15 protein-coding genes are annotated in these 18309 nt (G+C 45.6%); 12 read left to right on the plus strand and 3 right to left on the minus strand.

Going from position 1 to position 18309, the window contains the following annotated elements:
* Window positions 1-696 precede the first annotated feature (696 nt).
* Complete coding sequence (queG, locus tag R7Q11_RS22965) at window positions 697-1824, minus strand: tRNA epoxyqueuosine(34) reductase QueG (protein WP_225466745.1); 1128 nt, start codon at window positions 1822-1824, stop codon at window positions 697-699.
* Window positions 1825-2100: 276 nt separating this feature from the next.
* Between queG and tsaE the strand changes: the two genes are divergently transcribed.
* From tsaE to hflC, 8 genes are all read left to right on the plus strand, one after another.
* Window positions 2101-2565, plus strand: a complete 465-nt coding sequence (gene tsaE, locus R7Q11_RS22970; protein ID WP_005381372.1) for a tRNA (adenosine(37)-N6)-threonylcarbamoyltransferase complex ATPase subunit type 1 TsaE — start codon at window positions 2101-2103, stop codon at window positions 2563-2565.
* Window positions 2559-4268 (plus strand): N-acetylmuramoyl-L-alanine amidase, encoded by a 1710-nt coding sequence (locus tag R7Q11_RS22975; protein ID WP_005381374.1) that lies wholly within the window; start codon window positions 2559-2561, stop codon window positions 4266-4268. The genes tsaE and R7Q11_RS22975 overlap by 7 nt, the downstream gene beginning before the upstream one ends.
* Window positions 4269-4286: 18 nt before the next feature.
* On the plus strand, window positions 4287-6299 hold the full coding sequence (gene mutL / locus R7Q11_RS22980) for a DNA mismatch repair endonuclease MutL (RefSeq protein ID WP_017633727.1): 2013 nt from the start codon (window positions 4287-4289) through the stop codon (window positions 6297-6299).
* On the plus strand, window positions 6296-7228 hold the full coding sequence (gene miaA, locus R7Q11_RS22985; RefSeq protein WP_005381378.1) for a tRNA (adenosine(37)-N6)-dimethylallyltransferase MiaA: 933 nt from the start codon (window positions 6296-6298) through the stop codon (window positions 7226-7228). The genes mutL and miaA overlap by 4 nt, the downstream gene beginning before the upstream one ends.
* A gap of 194 nt (window positions 7229-7422) precedes the next feature.
* A complete protein-coding gene (gene hfq, locus R7Q11_RS22990) occupies window positions 7423-7686 on the plus strand; it encodes an RNA chaperone Hfq (RefSeq protein ID WP_005381379.1) in 264 nt (87 codons plus the stop codon).
* A gap of 38 nt (window positions 7687-7724) precedes the next feature.
* Complete coding sequence (hflX, locus tag R7Q11_RS22995; RefSeq protein ID WP_005381380.1) at window positions 7725-9014, plus strand: ribosome rescue GTPase HflX; 1290 nt, start codon at window positions 7725-7727, stop codon at window positions 9012-9014.
* A gap of 45 nt (window positions 9015-9059) precedes the next feature.
* On the plus strand, window positions 9060-10265 hold the full coding sequence (hflK, locus tag R7Q11_RS23000) for an FtsH protease activity modulator HflK (protein ID WP_017633728.1): 1206 nt from the start codon (window positions 9060-9062) through the stop codon (window positions 10263-10265).
* Between the two features lie 2 nt (window positions 10266-10267).
* Entirely contained in the window at window positions 10268-11248 is a 981-nt protein-coding gene (gene hflC / locus R7Q11_RS23005; protein ID WP_005381382.1) for a protease modulator HflC, read from the plus strand.
* Between the two features lie 63 nt (window positions 11249-11311).
* Here the strand turns inward: hflC and R7Q11_RS23010 are convergent, their stop codons facing one another.
* On the minus strand, window positions 11312-11497 hold the full coding sequence (locus R7Q11_RS23010) for a DUF2065 domain-containing protein (RefSeq protein WP_213969934.1): 186 nt from the start codon (window positions 11495-11497) through the stop codon (window positions 11312-11314).
* A gap of 172 nt (window positions 11498-11669) precedes the next feature.
* Between R7Q11_RS23010 and R7Q11_RS23015 the strand changes: the two genes are divergently transcribed.
* Both R7Q11_RS23015 and motX read left to right on the plus strand, forming a co-directional pair.
* On the plus strand, window positions 11670-12986 hold the full coding sequence (locus tag R7Q11_RS23015) for an adenylosuccinate synthase (protein WP_005387946.1): 1317 nt from the start codon (window positions 11670-11672) through the stop codon (window positions 12984-12986).
* A 216-nt stretch (window positions 12987-13202) separates the two neighbouring features.
* Window positions 13203-13838, plus strand: coding sequence for a flagellar protein MotX (gene motX, locus R7Q11_RS23020; protein ID WP_005381388.1), 636 nt, complete (start codon window positions 13203-13205; stop codon window positions 13836-13838).
* An 80-nt stretch (window positions 13839-13918) separates the two neighbouring features.
* Here motX and hmpA read toward each other — a convergent pair whose 3' ends face one another.
* The gene (hmpA, locus tag R7Q11_RS23025; protein ID WP_065274928.1) at window positions 13919-15103 is read right to left on the minus strand and encodes an NO-inducible flavohemoprotein; all 1185 of its coding nucleotides are present in this window, start codon (window positions 15101-15103) and stop codon (window positions 13919-13921) included.
* A gap of 157 nt (window positions 15104-15260) precedes the next feature.
* Here hmpA and nsrR point away from each other — a divergent pair, with 157 nt between their 5' ends.
* Complete coding sequence (gene nsrR, locus R7Q11_RS23030; protein ID WP_005381392.1) at window positions 15261-15686, plus strand: nitric oxide-sensing transcriptional repressor NsrR; 426 nt, start codon at window positions 15261-15263, stop codon at window positions 15684-15686.
* Between the two features lie 115 nt (window positions 15687-15801).
* A complete protein-coding gene (gene rnr, locus R7Q11_RS23035) occupies window positions 15802-18309 on the plus strand; it encodes a ribonuclease R (RefSeq protein ID WP_017821742.1) in 2508 nt (835 codons plus the stop codon).

Raw genomic sequence — 18309 nt, forward strand, 5'->3', positions numbered from 1 at the left:
GCGGGGTGGAGCAGCTTGGTAGCTCGTCGGGCTCATAACCCGAAGGTCGTCGGTTCAAATCCGGCCCCCGCAACCAAATACAAGACGATAGATTGAGTACTTATTTAGTATACAATTGTTAAGTCGTCTACGGATGCGCCGCTTGATTCAACGCCTGCTTCTCGCAACCAATCACATCGCTCTTTTCATAATGCTGCGAAGCATGAATCCCCAAAAGCTAAACTTTTATCCGCATCATATGATGTCGGACGATTTCGTTTGTGTTTAAAACACGATATGAATCGGCTGACGTACAAGTATGATGAGGCTTCGCGTGTTTTATCTACTTTAATTAACAGAGTTATCCACATACGTCGTTCTGTGGATAAGTTGGTTGATAAAGTGTTTTTAGCTTGACTTTTTATGATGGGGAAGAAAGATCTTTTCTCTAAAGTGAAGTTGAAACAACAAAGAAATATCAATTAAATATTTGTTATATAAAGAAAAAATAAGTTTTTTGTCGGATCGAGTACGTTAAAATACGATCATTAACTGGTATTTTTTTGATCCTAGTCATTTCTCCGAGCTGTGTTTAACTTTTTTCTGCTAGCTTGTTTTTCTTGAATCTCAAATTTTTTTCCACATTACAAAATTGAGAACAAGGTCATGAATTGAACATGCAAAAGTACTTTCAATCTCTTGCATATAGACTACGCTCTATGCGTCTCTCGGCAGTCCCTTCTCGACTATCCTTATTAAGCGTTGCTTTTTCGTCTCTATAGATGAATTACTCTCAGTGGGGAGTTGATTCAGTTGCTCTGTCAAAGCCCATTTAATGTGCTCATCAAGTAATTTATTTTCACCTTGCCGACTTTCCAGCGCATCTATGATTCGCTGACTATATTCTGCATTACCAAGTGCGACAGCGATGTTACGTAGCCACTGTATATGACCAATACGACGGATAGCGGAGCCTTCCATATTTTTTAGAAAAGTCGCTTCATCCCAGTTAAACATGTCGACGAGGTCAGGGTTTTTGAAACTGTCACGACGGTGGAAATCATCTTGCTCCGTTATGTCGGCGTAGCGGTTCCATGGGCAAACCAATTGACAGTCGTCACAACCATAAATGCGGTTACCCATTGGCTTTCGAAACTCTTCAGGAATCACGCCATCGAACTCGATGGTGAGATAAGAGATACAACGCCTGGCATCGACAACTTTGTCTTCAACGATGGCTTGTGTTGGGCATGATGTAATGCATGCTTTGCATTTACCGCACTGATCAACGCTTGGCTCATCTACGGGTAGTGGTAAGTCGATAAGTAGTTCACCTAAAAAGAACCACGATCCACAGTCTTGATCTAAAATCAGGGAATGTTTCCCGGTCCAACCTAAGCCCGCTTTTTGGGCGAGAGGTCGCTCTAATATTGGTGCGGAATCAACGAAAGGTCGGTAACCATATTGACCAACCTCTTGTTCAATAAGTTTGCCGAGCTTATTTAGCTGCTTTCTGACGAGCTTGTGATAATCGCGCCCTAGTGCGTAGCGGCTAATATAGGCATGACTTTGATTCGCGAGGTTCGAAGCGAATTGAGCCTCTGGTGGCAGATAGTCCATCCGGACGCTGATAACACGAACGGTTCCCGGGAGTAGCTCATGGGGTCTAGCACGCATCATACCGTGACGAGCCATCCAATCCATTGAGCCGTGATAGCCTGCATCAAGCCATTTTTGTAGTGCTGCTTCATGTTCACTCAGATCAACGTCGCAGATCCCAACTTTTTGGAAGCCGAGTTCTTTTCCCCAAACTTTGATTTGTTGTGCGAGTTGTTCGTAGTTCATGTTAACCACCGGAATAAAGGGGGGCGGATCTTAACGGATCTCTGGCTTTGGTGCTACCCAGTTAGGTACGTTTTTGATGTTGTGAATACTGCTTATTGAAGTCATTTGCATATATTCTAAATCTAGGTCGATACTAAGATGATTAAGATACCGTTTATTGGATACTTTTTTCGCACATATGACATTTGAAAGCTTGTCTCTCAAAACCAACACGGTTTACTATTCCTGTTCTTTTGATTTTTATATAGTCAACGATCATTAGTTAGAGAAGCATCAATGAGCACGAAACAATTCAATTTAAAAGATGAGCATGAAACGGTTGCACTAGGCACCGCTCTGGCTCAGCTTTGTTCCCAGCAAACCACAATTTATCTGCATGGTGATTTGGGTGCAGGTAAAACAACCTTTAGTCGTGGTTTTGTCCGTGCTCTTGGTCATCAAGGTAACGTGAAAAGTCCAACTTATACTCTAGTCGAACCGTACCAGTTGGATCAGTGGCAAGTATATCACTTCGACCTTTATCGTCTTGCGGATCCTGAAGAGCTTGAGTTTATGGGGATTCGAGACTATTTCACAGACGATGCGATTTGCTTGGTTGAATGGCCTGAAAAAGGGCATGGCTTACTGCCACAACCGGATCTTGATGTAAACATTCGCTACCAAGGTGAGCAACGTGTAGCCGAACTAACAGCTAATAATGATTATGGTGTGCAGTTACTCAGTCGATTGGAGCTATGTTGAGTTTTTCAAATTTTAGAGTAGTGGCGACGTTTGTCGCCACTTTTCTCCTTCTCATCCCCAATTTAGCATTTGCTAACGTCGTTAAGAGTTTTCGAGTTTGGCCTTCACCTGATGAAACGCGTGTTGTCATCGATTTAGGCTCGGAAGCTGACTATTCCTATTTCTCTTTATCAGGGCCGGATCGCCTTGTCGTGGATTTAAAAAGCACGACGATGCAGGCCAAACTGCCTGTTACTGTTACGGATAGCCCTGTTTTAAAACTGGTACGAAAAAGCTCGCCTCCAGAGAAGGGCACTTATCGTTTGGTGTTTGAACTAAAAAAGAGCGTTCAAGCGGAATTATTTAAATTAAGCCCAACACCAGGTGGGCAGTATGGTCACCGCTTGGTGATTGATTTACCGCACGGTAAGAAGGCATCGACCTCTAAACCGAGTAAGCCAGCGGCGGCCAGCAAAGACATGAGTTCAGTTCAACGAGCTCAAGAAGTGTTAATTGTTATCGACCCTGGTCACGGTGGGGAAGACCCTGGCTCTATTGGCCCTTCACGTCGTAAGTACGAGAAAGATGCGGTATTGAGTATCTCAAGAAAAATTGCTGCTCAGCTCGATGCGACTCCTGGTATTAAAACGCGCATGACTCGTACGGGAGATTATTTTGTAAACTTAAACCGTCGTGTCGCGATTGCTCGTGAAAATGATGCGCACTTGCTGATTTCCATTCACGCAGATGCGTTTACTTCACCGAAGCCTCGCGGTGGATCGGTCTTCGTACTAAATACTCGTCGTGCAAATACCGAAATTGCTCGTTGGGTCGAGAACCATGAGAAACAGTCTGAGTTATTGGGCGGCTCGGGTAATGCGTTCTTCACGAAGACAAAAGATCGTAACGTGAACCAAACTTTGTTGGACTTGCAGTTTAGTCATTCACAAAAAGAAGGCTATAAGCTGGCAACAGAAATCCTAGGTGAGATGGGACGTGTTGCGCACCTGCATAACACCAAACCGATCAACACCAGCCTTGCGGTTTTACGCTCTCCACAGATTCCGTCTGTGCTAGTGGAAACGGGCTTTATTTCTAACCCAACAGAAGAGCGTTTACTGTTTCAACGAGCGCACCAAGATAAGTTAGCTCAGGCTATCACTAAGGCGGTCGTCAAGTACTTAAAAGATAACCCACCAGAGGGTACGGTGTTCTCGCCTTCAGCGAAGCCAATGGTACATATTGTAAAGCGTGGCGAGTCATTATCGGTGATCGCGAACAAATATGGGCTTAGCTCTAAAGCGCTGATGTCGGCAAACAACTTGAAGTCGACAGGCTTGGCAATTGGTCAGAAGCTCAACATTCCTTCTGCTGGTACGATTAAAGTGCCAAGTAAACCGATTACTGTTGAGACAGAAACCATTACGCACAAGGTTAAGTCTGGTGAGTTCTTAGGTAAGATTGCGAATCACTATAAAGTGAAGGTTTCAGATATCCGCCGAGAGAATAACTTGAAGTCAGATACCTTGTGGGTAGGGCAAAAGTTGAAGATAACGGTCGCGGTAAAAGATAAACCGATTCGTAAGCACAAGGTTTCTCGGGGTGAGTTCCTTGGCAAAATAGCGTCCAAATACGGCGTTAGCGTATCGAGCATTCGTAAAGCGAATAACTTACGCTCTGATCAGCTAGCGGTTGGGCAAGTCCTGATCATTCCAAACAAGTAGGTGAGCTTCTAACTCATTATGACGATTAAAATTTTGCCAGCCAGACTTGCAAACCAAATCGCCGCAGGGGAAGTGGTCGAAAGACCTGCTTCTGTGATTAAAGAACTGGTTGAAAATAGTCTTGATTCTGGCGCAACTCGAATCGATATCGATATCGAGAAAGGAGGCGCAAAGCTGATTCGTGTTCGTGATAACGGAAAAGGTATCGCGAAAGATGAACTTGGCTTAGCGCTCAGTCGTCATGCGACATCTAAGATACATACCTTAGATGATCTCGAAGCCATTATGAGTCTAGGTTTTCGCGGTGAAGCGTTAGCCAGTATTAGCTCAGTCTCGCGTTTGACGCTCACGTCGCGTCCTGCGGCACAAGAAGAAGCCTGGAGTGCCTACTCCGAAGGGCGTGATATGCAGGTGAAGCTTAAGCCAGCAGCGCACCCGATTGGCACGACTGTTGAGGTGTTGGACTTATTTTTTAATACTCCAGCGCGTCGCAAGTTTCTTCGTACGGAGAAAACCGAATTTGCTCATATTGATGAGTTATTGAAACGTATTGCGTTAAGTCGCTTTGATGTCACCATCAATGTGCGTCATAACGGCAAGATCATCCGTCAATATCGCGCGGCGAAAAATCAGCTTCAAACCGAAAAGCGTATTGCTGCTGTCTGCGGTAATGCGTTTGTGCGGCATATGCTCAGAATCGAGCTTGAGCATCAAGGGTTAAAGCTACATGGGTGGATTACCACGCCAGAGGGAGCAAGGCAGCAAAGCGATTTACAATATTGCTATGTGAATGGCCGAATGATGCGTGACAAATTAATCAATCACGCGATTCGTCAAAGCTATGAAATGAGCTTAAAGCCAGATCAGTTTGCTGCGTATGTGCTCTTTATTGAGCTAGATCCGCACCAAGTAGATGTGAATGTTCACCCTGCTAAGCATGAAGTGCGTTTCCACCAAGCTCGTTTGGTGCATGATTTCATCTATCAAGCTTTGACGGATGCACTTGCGCAAAGCGCCGTGATTGATAAACCACAGGTGAATGAATCGGCATTTCATCGCGTGGAACCGACTGAGTCCGAAGAGATTGAGCATTCGCCAGAGCCTGAAAATGTACAAGAGCCAGCATCTTCACCAGTACCAGAGCGGGTTTATCAAGCGATAGAGAGTACACCGGCTTATCCTGGACGCAGTGATTATGAAGTGAAGCCTCGTAATAGCGGTCCTAGTGAAACCTCCGTGCGAGAGGCGCGCGTAGTGGAGTCATTCAAACGTAATGATTGGGTGGAATCCAAACCTGCACCAAAGCCAAGTCACAGTAAAGAGCGCCACGTAGAACCAGCGCCAACTAAACAAGAAGTACGCGCTTATCACGAGCTGTTGAAAACGCCAGAGTTTGAGGCTCAGGCAGTCACTCCAATAGCGCCCCAAACGATAACTTCGCACACATCAATGCCATCGATTACTGCATTGGGCAAAGCGCTGATGGTGGTCGATGAACAATTTGTTTTGATGAGCAGTGACAGTGGGGCGGCGTTAGTCTCGTTACCTAGAGCAGAATTTTATCGTGTAAAAGGCCAGCTTTCTCCAAGCGATGGTGCACTCAAGGCACAACCTCTGCTTGTTCCTCTATCTATTAAGTTAGAGGCCGAATTAGTGAGACTGGCCCAAGATTATCAACAAGATTTGGCATTGCTTGGTATTCAATTGAAAGCGAGAAACGAGCACGCCTTAATGGTGATGGGCGTCCCAGCTCCGCTGCGTCAACAAAACTTACAAAATTTAGTACCAGATCTGTTATCTTACGCGCAATCTTGTGTGAACGAAGGTATAGCAGCGGCTCAGATGCTGTCTGAGTTGATAGATTGGCTCGCATTACAGGTCACGACAGTGAAGAGTCACTATACTTTTTCTGAAGCCATTCAAATTATTGCGGAACTTGAACAGCTAAGACATGGTCAATTGCCATTAGAAGATACAAAATTCGTATCCGCTGTTGATTTCTCTGCCACGATAGCCAAATTAAAACCATGACAGATAAACTACCTTTGGCGCTATTTTTAATGGGGCCAACTGCATCAGGCAAAACTGAGCTGGCGATTCGTCTTCGTCAAAAATTTCCGATTGAGATCATCAGTGTTGATTCTGCTTTGATCTACAAAGGGATGGATATCGGTACGGCGAAACCGGATGAAAAAGAGTTAAGTTTGGCGCCTCATCGCTTGATAGATATTTTGGATCCAAGTGAATCTTACTCTGTCGCCGACTTTCGTCGAGATGCATTGAAAGCGATGGATGATATTGTTGCAGAAGGAAAAATTCCACTTCTTGTGGGTGGAACAATGCTGTATTACAAGGCGTTACTTGAAGGTTTATCACCACTTCCTGCTGCAAATCCTGAAATTCGTCAGCAAATTGAACAAGAGGCATTGACTAAAGGTTGGTCAGTGTTGCACGATGAACTCAAAGAGGTTGATCCTGTGTCAGCTGCGAGAATCCATCCCAATGATCCCCAACGTTTATCTCGGGCATTGGAAGTTTTTCGCATTTCAGGTAAAACTTTGACTGAATTGACTCAAACGAAAGGTGAAAGCCTACCATACCGAGTCAAGCAGTTTGCAATAGCTCCCAAGGATAGGGCAGAACTTCACCGTCGGATTGAACTCCGTTTCGAGAAGATGATGGAAGCGGGCTTTGAAGAAGAAATGAAAGCGTTACATTCGCGAAAAGATCTTCACCCCGATCTTCCTTCCATACGATGCGTCGGTTACCGACAGATGTGGGAGTATTTAGATGGGGAGTGTACACGTGACGAAGCGGTATTTCGTGGCGTATGCGCGACTCGTCAATTGGCCAAGCGTCAAATCACCTGGTTACGCAGCTGGGATGATTTAACTTGGTTGGATAGCGAGAACATTGAACAGGCATTAGAAACGATGTCGGAAGCAATAGCATCTGATTGACATAGCTGTGTATAATGTGATCGTTTTTGCGTGAACGCACTCTCAAAGGATCTGTTGTTGGCGGTTTTTATACTATGCTGCTAATTACTTAGAGTGCATTTTTGATTCGTTTAGCTCAGATGCAAAAGCCGTATCTTTTGCATTGCACCACTAGCTAAATAATTACAACTACAAATTAAATAAGGAAAATAAAAATGGCTAAGGGGCAATCTCTACAAGACCCATTTCTAAACGCGCTACGTCGTGAGCGTATCCCGGTATCTATCTACCTTGTGAATGGTATTAAACTACAAGGTCAGATCGAATCATTCGATCAATTTGTGATCCTGCTGAAGAATACTGTTAACCAAATGGTGTACAAGCACGCGATCTCAACAGTTGTGCCGGCTCGTCCAGTGAGCCATCACAGCGGTGAACGTCCACAAGGTGAGCGTCCACAAGAGAAATCTGAAGATTAATTCTTCATCGAGTATTTTTAAAATAAGGAGTTGATTGCTTGTTTGACCGTTATGAATCCGGTGAGCGAGCCGTACTTGTTCATATCAACTTCACGCAAGAAGGTGAATGGGAAGATCTGGCTGAGTTCGAAATGCTGGTTTCTTCTGCTGGGGTAGAGGCGCTACAAGTGGTAACTGGTAGTCGTCAATCCCCACACCCGAAATACTATGTCGGAGAGGGTAAGGCCCAAGAGATTGCTACAGCGGTACAATCAACTGGTGCCGAAATTGTGATTTTTAATCACGCCCTCTCTCCTGCCCAAGAACGTAACCTCGAAGCACTGTGCCAATGTCGAGTTCTCGACCGCACTGGTCTTATTCTCGATATCTTTGCTCAACGAGCTCGAACACACGAAGGTAAGCTACAGGTAGAGCTGGCTCAACTTCGTCATATCTCTACTCGTTTGATTCGTGGTTGGACACACCTTGAAAGGCAGAAAGGTGGTATCGGTTTACGTGGCCCGGGTGAAACCCAGCTGGAAACCGACCGTCGCTTATTGCGTGACAGAATCAAAGCCATCCTGCGACGCTTAGACAAAGTAGCGAAGCAGCGTGAACAAGGGCGCCGCGCCCGAAATCGAGCTGAAATCCCAACGGTTTCACTTGTGGGTTACACCAACGCGGGTAAGTCGACACTCTTCAACCGTATTACAGAAGCTGGCGTGTACGCGGCTGATCAGTTATTTGCTACTTTGGACCCGACTTTACGTAAGATAGAGTTAGCAGATGTTGGTCCTGCCATCTTGGCAGACACGGTTGGTTTTATTCGACATTTGCCACACGACTTGGTTGCGGCCTTCAAGGCAACCTTGCAGGAAACGCAAGAAGCTGACATTTTGTTACATGTTGTTGATGCCAGTGATGAGCGTTTTCGTGAGAATATTCAAGCTGTTCATGAAGTACTAGAAGAGATCGACGCGCATGAAGTGCCGACTCTGGTTGTCATGAACAAAATCGACAATCTAGATTCGCAGAAACCACGTATAGAACGAGACGAGGAAGGCGTACCTCGCGCAGTTTGGGTTTCAGCAATGGATGGGTTGGGCATTGATGTCCTGTTTGAGGCTCTGACGGAACGTCTGGCGTCACAAATGGTCGAGCATCAGTTGCGAATTCCTCCACAGTATCAAGGACGATTCCGTAGTACCTTCTTCCAAATGAAGTGTATTCAACGTGAGGAATATGACCAGGATGGTAACTTGTTGATCGATATTCGAATGCAGCAAGTAGATTGGTCTAGACTTGAAAAAAGAGAAGGGGCAGTTTTGACTGGCTTTATAGTCACTTAAAGGACTGCTACAGTATAACGTCATATCAAATGATGGAGCTTTCTAATGGCGTGGAATGAGCCTGGAAATAACAACGGCAACAATGGCCGCGATAATGACCCTTGGGGTAATAATAATCGTGGTGGCCAGCGTCCTGGTGGCCGAGATCAAGGTCCGCCAGATTTAGATGAAGTGTTCAACAAACTGAGTCAAAAGCTGGGCGGCAAGTTTGGTAAAAAAGGCGGCGGTGGTTCTCCAATCGGCGGCGGTGGTGGTAGTGCAATTGGCTTTGGCGTGATTGCTCTGATTGCTGTTGCAGTTTGGTTCTTCGCTGGTTTTTACACCATCGGTGAAGCAGAGCGTGGTGTTGTACTGCGTTTAGGTAAATACGATCGTATCGTAGACCCAGGTCTTAACTGGCGTCCTCGCTTTATTGATGAGTACGAAGCGGTAAACGTACAAGCGATTCGTTCACTACGTGCATCTGGTCTAATGCTGACCAAAGATGAAAACGTTGTAACAGTTGCGATGGATGTTCAGTACCGAGTGACTGACCCATACAAATACTTGTACCGTGTAACCAATGCAGACGACAGCTTGCGTCAAGCAACGGATTCTGCACTACGTGCAGTAATTGGTGACTCATTGATGGATAGCATTCTAACCAGTGGTCGTCAGCAAATTCGTCAAACTACGCAAGAAACACTGAACCAAATCATTGATAGCTATGATATGGGTCTGGTACTTGTTGATGTGAACTTCCAGTCTGCTCGTCCACCAGAGCAAGTGAAAGATGCGTTTGATGATGCAATCGCAGCACGTGAGGATGAAGAGCGTTTCATTCGTGAAGCTGAAGCATACAAGAACGAAATCTTGCCTAAGGCAACGGGTCGTGCAGAGCGTTTGAAGAAAGAAGCACAAGGTTACAATGAGCGTGTCACTAACGAGGCTCTTGGTCAGGTAGCACAGTTCGAAAAACTACTACCAGAATACCAAGCAGCGCCTGGTGTAACGCGTGATCGTCTGTACATTGACGCAATGGAAGAGGTGTACTCAAGCACTTCGAAAGTGTTGATTGACTCGGAATCAAGCGGCAATCTTCTTTACCTTCCAATCGATAAGTTGGCGGGACAAGAGGGCAAAGCAGATACCAAACGTAAATCGAAGTCATCTTCAACTTATGATCAAATTCAACTTGAGTCTGATCGTACACAAGAAGACACTTCGAACACGCAGTCTCGTTCAACAGGTTCACGTCAAGGGAGATACTAAGAATGCGTAAGTTAATGATCCCTGTACTGGTAATCGCACTGGCATTAATGTTGATGTCTTTGTTTGTGATTCCTGAAGGTGAGCGCGGTATAGTGGTTCGATTTGGTCGTGTCTTGAAAGACAATAACGACATCACTCGAATTTACGAGCCTGGTCTGCATTTCAAGATGCCTTTGTTTGACCGTGTGAAACAACTTGATGCACGTATCCAAACAATGGATGGTCGTGCAGACCGTTTCGTAACGTCTGAGAAAAAAGACGTTATCATTGATACCTACGTGAAGTGGCGTATTGAAGATTTTGGTCGCTACTACCTCGCGACAGGCGGTGGTAACTCGCTAACGGCAGAGGCACTACTTGAGCGTAAAGTGACGGACGTGCTTCGTTCTGAAATCGGTGCTCGTGAAATCAAACAGATCGTATCTGGTCCACGTAACGATGATGTGCTACCAGAAGACGCAAGTGCCGATGTTGTCGCAACTGAAGCGGCTCGTGAGGCGCTTGAGATTGATGGTGAACGCGACCTAATCATGTCTGAAGTATTGAAAGACACGCGTGAAAGCGCAATGAAAGACTTGGGTGTTCGTGTCGTTGATTTCCGAATGAAGAAAATCAACCTGCCTGATGAAATCAGTGAGTCTATCTACCGTCGTATGCGTGCGGAGCGTGAGTCCGTTGCTCGTAAGCACCGTTCTCAAGGTCGTGAAAAGGCGGAAGTTATTCGTGCTCAAGCAGAACTAGAAGTAGCAACTATTCTAGCTGAAGCTGATAAAACTGCGCGTGTGACACGAGGTGAAGCGGATGCTGAGGCTGCGAAGATTTATGCTGAAGCGTACAACAAAGACCCTGAGTTCTTTAGCTTCCTACGCTCGCTACGTGCGTATGAGAAGTCCTTCAGCTCTAAGAGCGATATTCTGGTGCTTGATCCGAAGAGTGAGTTCTTCCAATACATGAACCAGTCGAAGGGCAGCATGGAGAAATAATCTCCGCGTCTCATTGAAATAAAAGGCTCCTTAGGGAGCCTTTTTTGTATCTGATGCTAAGTGCTAGCTCATCATGATAGCGATTACGGCTCCAGCAACTACTAGGCAGCCACCGATGCGTCGTAGCTGATTGTTGGGTTGTTCACTTAATTGAGCCACCATATTCCGCCAACCGTTAGGAGCAATCAGTGGCCCAATGCCTTCCACGATCAAGACGAACCCAATCGCCAACCATATGGATTCAGACATAGCGCTTTCCAGTCGAATAGAGAAAGCTAAATACTATCAGTGATATGCTGATTTCAAAATGAACAAAGCGGCAAGATGACATTCTGGTAGCAACTCTGTGAACAAAAAATGACTGCAAGAAGCGTGATTCGGTGCTAGAATCCATTTTTAACTAGCAATCAGACTTGGAAAGATGGGAAATAACGTAGTCGTTCTAGGCACCCAATGGGGTGACGAAGGTAAAGGTAAAATCGTAGACCTTTTAACTGAAGATGCAAAATACGTGGTACGCTACCAAGGCGGTCACAACGCAGGTCACACTCTCGTAATTGACGGTGAAAAAACCGTTCTTCACTTAATTCCATCAGGTATCCTTCGCGATAACGTAAAATGTGTTATCGGTAACGGTGTTGTACTATCACCTGAAGCTCTACTTAAAGAAATGAAGCCTCTTGAAGAGCGCGGTATTCCAGTACGCGAGCGTCTTTTCATTTCTGAAGCATGTCCGCTAATTCTTCCTTACCACGTTGCAATGGACCAAGCTCGCGAAATCGCTCGCGGTAAAAAAGCTATCGGTACTACTGGTCGTGGTATCGGTCCAGCATACGAAGATAAAGTTGCTCGTCGCGGTCTACGCGTTGGCGACCTATTCGATATGGCGACTTTCGCAGAGAAGCTAAAAGAAGTCATGGAGTTCCATAACTTCCAACTAGTTAACTTCTACAAAGCGGAACCAGTAAGCTACGAAGAAGTACTTGAGCAAGCTAAAGGCTACGCTGAACTACTAACGTCAATGGTTATCGACGTAACTGACGAACTAGACGCAGCACGTAAGCGCGGCGACAAGATCATGTTCGAAGGTGCACAAGGTACACTACTTGATATCGACCACGGTACTTACCCGTACGTAACGTCTTCTAACACGACTGCTGGTGGTGTTGCTGCAGGTTCTGGTTTTGGTCCTCGTCACATCGGTTACATCTTGGGTATCGCAAAAGCGTACTGTACTCGCGTTGGTGCTGGTCCATTCCCGACTGAACTATACGACGGTTTAGATAAGCAAGATCCAATTGGTAAGCACTTAGGTGAAGTTGGCCACGAGTTCGGTGCGACAACTGGTCGTCTACGTCGTACAGGTTGGTTCGATGCTGTTGCTATGCGTCGTGCAATCCAAATCAACTCTGTATCTGGTTTCTGTCTAACTAAACTAGACGTACTAGATGGTCTAGAAGAGTTAAAAATCTGTACTGGTTACAAGATGGAAGATGGCTCTGTGCTAGAAGTTTCTCCGATGGCTGCTGAAGCATTCGAAAAAGCAACGCCAATCTACGAAACAATGCCTGGTTGGTCTGAGAACACATTTGGTGCTAAGTCACTAGATGCTCTACCACAAGCCGCTCTTAACTACATCAAGCGTATTGAAGAGCTAACTGGCGTTCCAGTAGACATCATCTCTACGGGTCCTGACCGTAACGAAACTATCATCAAAGTTCACCCATTCGAAGCTTAATTGATAGCCGTTAAAGATTGCAAAAGCCGACCTTCTGGTCGGCTTTTTTGTATCTGAACAAAAACAGCGTGACTCTCATATGGCAAGCTTTTGCCGCTGAGCCTAAGTCAGAGGCAAAAATTGTCTAAAGCTTAGCTGTTTTTTGCCGATAAGGTTATCAAGCAGAGGAGATCCTTCACCGATCTTTGGTTTCTTAGATACCTTAAGGGTACGTTTATGAAGTTACGAACAGTGGCTGCTTCACTGTTGTTGACCTTGGTTGCTACCACAGTGAAAGCTAATGTTGCTGATGTGGGGGCACCAGTTCCGATCTATACCGAAGCAGAGCTGATAAAGCTTATTGAGCAAAATAAGCACTTACAACGTGTGCGCGCTGATAACTGCCAGCTGGTGGAGGATATCGTAGCTCGTGCGACTCGAATTAACTTACCCGCTTATGAGTTTCTATACGGAGATATGTTGGCTTGGGGGGTGTGTGTCGAGCAAGATGTCGAACTGGGTCTTTACTACATCGAAAATGCAGCGCATCAGGGGTTACCAGCTGCACTAGAGCAGATTGGCCGATACTATTCGCGTGGCACTTTAGTACAGCAAGATAAAGAACGTGCAATTCCATATTTGCGAGAAGCTGCGTCAATGGGAAACCTAAACGCGCGTATTCATCTGGCCGAGTTGCTTTTACGTGATTATGGCAGTCCACTCGATTACGAAGATGCGTATCGTTGGTTATATAACTCTGTCACAGCAGATAAGCGGCAGCATAAGCGCATAACTGTATTGAGAAACGGCCTTGAACAGCGCATGCCACAAAACGTTATTGCTCGAGCTAAACGGCGAGACACCTTTTGGTAACGCTTCAATATTGCAAACAACTTCATACAACAAAGCCCACGTCACGTGGGCTTTGTTGTTTTCCCGATAGTTGGTAGCGCTTAAACCACTTTGTGTGGACCGAAGCATTCGTAATGGAATTGCTCTTCTGGTACGCCAAGTTCTAATAGCTGTTTCGCTACGTGCTGCATAAATCCTACAGGACCACAGAAGTATACCTGCACGTTATCTTGCTTTAATGCAGCTTCAATTTCATACAGATTGACAAAGCCCGTGAAGTGGAAGTCTTCACCTAGCTTGTCTTCTGCCGTTGGTTGGTTATACCAAACGAGCGCGTTCATATTTTCTTTTTCTGCAACGAGTTGGTTTACGTGTTGCTTGAAAGCATGCTGTTGGCCATTTTCGGTTGCATGAACCCAAGTTACAGGTGCTTGATGTGCTGAGAGACTTTCTAGCATTGACAGCGTTGGAGTAAGTCCCACACCAGCAGAAATTAGAACAACGGGTGTTTGTGGTTCGGCATCCATAAAGAAATCACCGGCAGGGGCTGCAAGCTGCACTTTTTCGCCAATGTTCAGGCTATCGTGCAGGTAGTTCGACACTTTTCCGCCTTCTTCACGTTTTACTGAGATACGGTAGGTGTTCTCTTGGACCGCAGAAGACAGGCTATATTGGCGAATTTCTTGGTTTTCTAACTGGTCACTGTTGATGTAGATGCCAAGGTATTGTCCCGGTTTATACGGCGCCACTTTTTGGCCATCGGTTGGCTTGAACACAAAGCTGCAAATGTGTTTGCTCTCAATCTTTTTATCGACTAATTCAAATTCGCGTAGACCGCGCCAGCCGCCTTCCAAAGCTTCATTTTGTTGGTAAATTTGTTCTTCGCGCTGAATAAATACATTCGCAAGTACGCCGTAAGCCTCAGCCCAAGCATCCAACACCTCTTGACCTGGATTAAAAAGCTCATCGATTGTTGCAAGTAAATGCTTACCAACGATTTGGTACTGATCTTCTGTGATCAAAAAGCTCGTGTGCTTATGCGCAATTTTCTCTACTGCGCCAAGCAGAGCTGGCAAATTTTCAATATTGGCAGCATAGGCACAGATAGCGTTGAATAATGCTTCACGCTGATCGCCGTTACGCTGGTTACTCATGTTAAAAATATCTTTCAACTCAGGGTTATGAGTAAACATACGCTCGTAAAAGTGCGCGGTCAGTTTTGGTCCTGTTTCGGCGATGAGTGGTGCGGTCGCTTTGACGATCTCGATAGTTTGATTGCTGAGCATAAGGGCTTCCTACTTTAAGTTGTATTTATAATGCATGTTTAAAGTTGTATCTCAAATGTATCTTTCGATCAAGAAAAGATTTACACTTTTATCGATAGCTCAAGTTTGGGGTTTTAGTATCACCAGCGGGTTATTGAGTCGCACTTTGGGAGAGAATATGCAGTTAACTAGTTTCACTGATTATGCGTTGAGAACCTTAATTTTCTTGGCTTCGTTGCCGGAAGATGAGTTAACCAGCATTACCGAAGTGACGGATTTATTTGGTGTGTCGCGCAACCATATGGTTAAAGTTATCAATCGGTTAGGACAGTTGGGTTATGTCCATACCGTGCGCGGAAAAAACGGTGGTATCCGGCTGATGAAGCCAGCATCTGAAATCACAGTCGGTGGTGTTGTGCGCGATTTAGAGCCGTTAGATTTAGTCAACTGTGGTGTGGATTTTTGCCATATTACCCCTGCTTGCCGCCTCAAAGATAAATTGGCGAAAGCAAAAAGTGCCTTTCTGGCGGAGTTGGATGATTGCACGATTGAATCCTTGCTCAGTGACAATTCTGAACTTTTGATCTTGCTGGCTCGTCCTTAACTCATTTGCATGCCTAGAGTCGATCTCGATCATTCTTTTTTCAAAGCAATTCTGTAGCTTATCGAGAGACTCAGATATACTAGCCATATACCTTCCTTGCTAGATAGGCGTGCCTATGTCAGACAATATTCCAAACGATCCTTTTGCAGATCGTGAATCCAAAAATTACGAAAATCCAATTCCAAGCCGAGAGTTTATCATCGAGTTTCTAGAGCAAGCGGGCGTTCCAATGAATCGTAACGACTTGTTTGAGGCACTAAAGCTTGAGGGCGAAGAGCAATACGAAGGGTTGCGTCGTCGGCTACGTGCGATGGAGCGAGATGGCCAACTGGTGTTTACCCGCCGTCAGTGCTATGCATTGCCTGAAAAACTTGAAATGGTGAAAGGTTACGTGATTGGTCATCGTGATGGCCATGGTTGGGTACGTCCAGAAGGCAGCGTCGGCAAGGATGATGATATTCTGTTACCGCACCATCAGATGAAGAACATCATCCACGGTGATTTTGTCTTAGTGCAACCGACAGACAACAGCAAGCGCGGCCGCCGTGAAGGACGTTTGGTGCGTGTGCTAGAGGAGCGCAATGATCAAATCGTTGGTCGTTTCTTCCTTGAATATGGATACTCCTATGTTGTCCCAGATGACTCGCGTATCAGCCAAGATATCCTGATCCCAAATGAGCACAAAGCGGGTGCACGCATGGGTAACGTAGTCGTAATTGAAATTACTGATCGTGGCTCACGCTCACGCGGCATGATGGGTAAAGTGGTTGAAGTCCTTGGTGAAAATATGGCACCAGGTATGGAAACACAAATTGCGATTCGTACACACCAAATTCCTCACGAGTGGCCAGAAGCCGTCGATAAACAAATCGAAAACTTGGGCGAAGAAGTACCAGAAGAAGCCAAAGTTGGTCGTGTGGATCTACGTGATTTGCCACTAGTGACCATTGACGGCGAAGACGCACGAGACTTTGATGATGCCGTTTACTGTGAAAAGAACAAAGAAGGTGGTTGGCGTTTATGGGTAGCGATTGCTGACGTCAGTTACTACGTTCGTCCTGACTCTGCGTTGGACAAAGAAGCGATCAATCGTGGTAACTCAGTATATTTCCCGTCGCAAGTTGTGCCGATGTTGCCAGAAGTACTATCGAACGGCCTATGTTCGCTTAACCCGCAAGTAGATCGCTTGTGTATGGTGTGCGAAATGACCATTTCCGATACAGGTAAGCTGTCTGGTTACAAGCATTACGAGGCGGTGATGAACTCGCACGCTCGTCTCACATATAGCAAAGTGAGCGCGATTCTAGAAGGGGATGAAGAACTACGTGAGCGCTACCAGCCGCTTGTTTCTCATCTAGAAGAGTTGCACAAGATGTACAAAGTGCTGAAAGAAGCACGAGATCAACGCGGTGCAATCGAATTTGAAACCGTTGAAACCAAATTTATTTTCAATGCGGAACGTAAAATCGAAAGTATTGAGCCAGTAATTCGTAATGACGCGCATAAGATCATCGAAGAATGTATGATTTTAGCCAACATTGCTTCGGCATCGCTGGTAGAAAAAGCGAAAGAGCCCGCGCTTTATCGTATCCACGAATCTCCAGGTGAATTACGCCTGCAAGGTTTCCGTGACTTCTTAAGTGAACTTGGTCTTGAGCTAAAAGGTGGTTTAGAGCCTTCACCAACGGACTATGCTGATCTCGCACGTCAAATCTCCGGGCGTCAAGATCAAGAGTTGATTCAGACCATGCTGCTACGCTCAATGAAGCAAGCGGTATACAACGCAGATAACGCGGGGCACTTTGGGTTGGCATTGAAACGCTATGCGCACTTTACGTCGCCAATTCGTCGTTACCCTGACTTGTTACTTCACCGTGCAATCAAGTATCTGATTGCTAAAGAAGAAGGTCGTAATCAAGATCGCTGGACACCAACAGGTGGCTATCATTACTCGTTTGACGACATGGATTTTTACGGCGAACAATGTTCGATGACAGAGCGCCGTGCTGATGATGCAACACGTGATGTTGCGGATTGGCTGAAGTGTGAATATATGCAAGACCACGTCGGTGACGAACTAGACGGTGTTATTGCTAATGTCACTAGCTTTGGCTTCTTTGTACGTTTAACGGATTTGCACATCGATGGTTTGGTACATATTTCTACCCTTGCGAACGACTACTATCAATTTGACCCGATTGGTCAACGACTTATTGGTGAAAGTTTCGGTAACATCTACCGCTTAGGTGATGCAGTAAAAGTAAAAGTACTGGCTGTTAACCTCGATGATAAGCAAATTGACTTTGAATTGGTCGAAACAAGTCGTAAGCTACGCGGCGAAGGTAAGACTGCGAAGAAACGCGCAGCGGAAGCAAAACGCAAAGCGAAAGATAAAAAACGCGCTGCGACTCGCTCTTCATCGAAAGAAGGTGGCGCGGCTCGTGCAGTTCCTGCGATAGAGCCAACTAAACGCCCAGAAGAAACGGGTGCAACGAGTAAGCGTAATGGCCCAAAACGTGGTGACGCCGAAGGCAACGAGAAGCCTAAAGTGAAAAAAGCACGTAAAAAGAAGCCGCACAGTAAGCCGAAGAAAACCAAGCGCACTAAAAAAGAAGCGCAGTAG

The sequence above is a fragment of the Vibrio sp. 970 genome (assembly GCF_033339075.1).

Bases quoted from the DNA above. Each gene is read 5' to 3' on its own strand.
- queG (WP_225466745.1), bottom strand. From the start codon at position 1,824: ATGAACTACGAACAACTCGCACAACAAATCAAAGTTTGGGGAAAAGAA.
- tsaE (WP_005381372.1), top strand. From the start codon at position 2,101: ATGAGCACGAAACAATTCAATTTAAAAGATGAGCATGAAACGGTTGCA.
- R7Q11_RS22975 (WP_005381374.1), top strand. From the start codon at position 2,559: ATGTTGAGTTTTTCAAATTTTAGAGTAGTGGCGACGTTTGTCGCCACT.
- mutL (WP_017633727.1), top strand. From the start codon at position 4,287: ATGACGATTAAAATTTTGCCAGCCAGACTTGCAAACCAAATCGCCGCA.
- miaA (WP_005381378.1), top strand. From the start codon at position 6,296: ATGACAGATAAACTACCTTTGGCGCTATTTTTAATGGGGCCAACTGCA.
- hfq (WP_005381379.1), top strand. From the start codon at position 7,423: ATGGCTAAGGGGCAATCTCTACAAGACCCATTTCTAAACGCGCTACGT.
- hflK (WP_017633728.1), top strand. From the start codon at position 9,060: ATGGCGTGGAATGAGCCTGGAAATAACAACGGCAACAATGGCCGCGAT.
- hflC (WP_005381382.1), top strand. From the start codon at position 10,268: ATGCGTAAGTTAATGATCCCTGTACTGGTAATCGCACTGGCATTAATG.
- R7Q11_RS23010 (WP_213969934.1), bottom strand. From the start codon at position 11,497: ATGTCTGAATCCATATGGTTGGCGATTGGGTTCGTCTTGATCGTGGAA.
- R7Q11_RS23015 (WP_005387946.1), top strand. From the start codon at position 11,670: ATGGGAAATAACGTAGTCGTTCTAGGCACCCAATGGGGTGACGAAGGT.
- motX (WP_005381388.1), top strand. From the start codon at position 13,203: ATGAAGTTACGAACAGTGGCTGCTTCACTGTTGTTGACCTTGGTTGCT.
- hmpA (WP_065274928.1), bottom strand. From the start codon at position 15,103: ATGCTCAGCAATCAAACTATCGAGATCGTCAAAGCGACCGCACCACTC.
- nsrR (WP_005381392.1), top strand. From the start codon at position 15,261: ATGCAGTTAACTAGTTTCACTGATTATGCGTTGAGAACCTTAATTTTC.
- rnr (WP_017821742.1), top strand. From the start codon at position 15,802: ATGTCAGACAATATTCCAAACGATCCTTTTGCAGATCGTGAATCCAAA.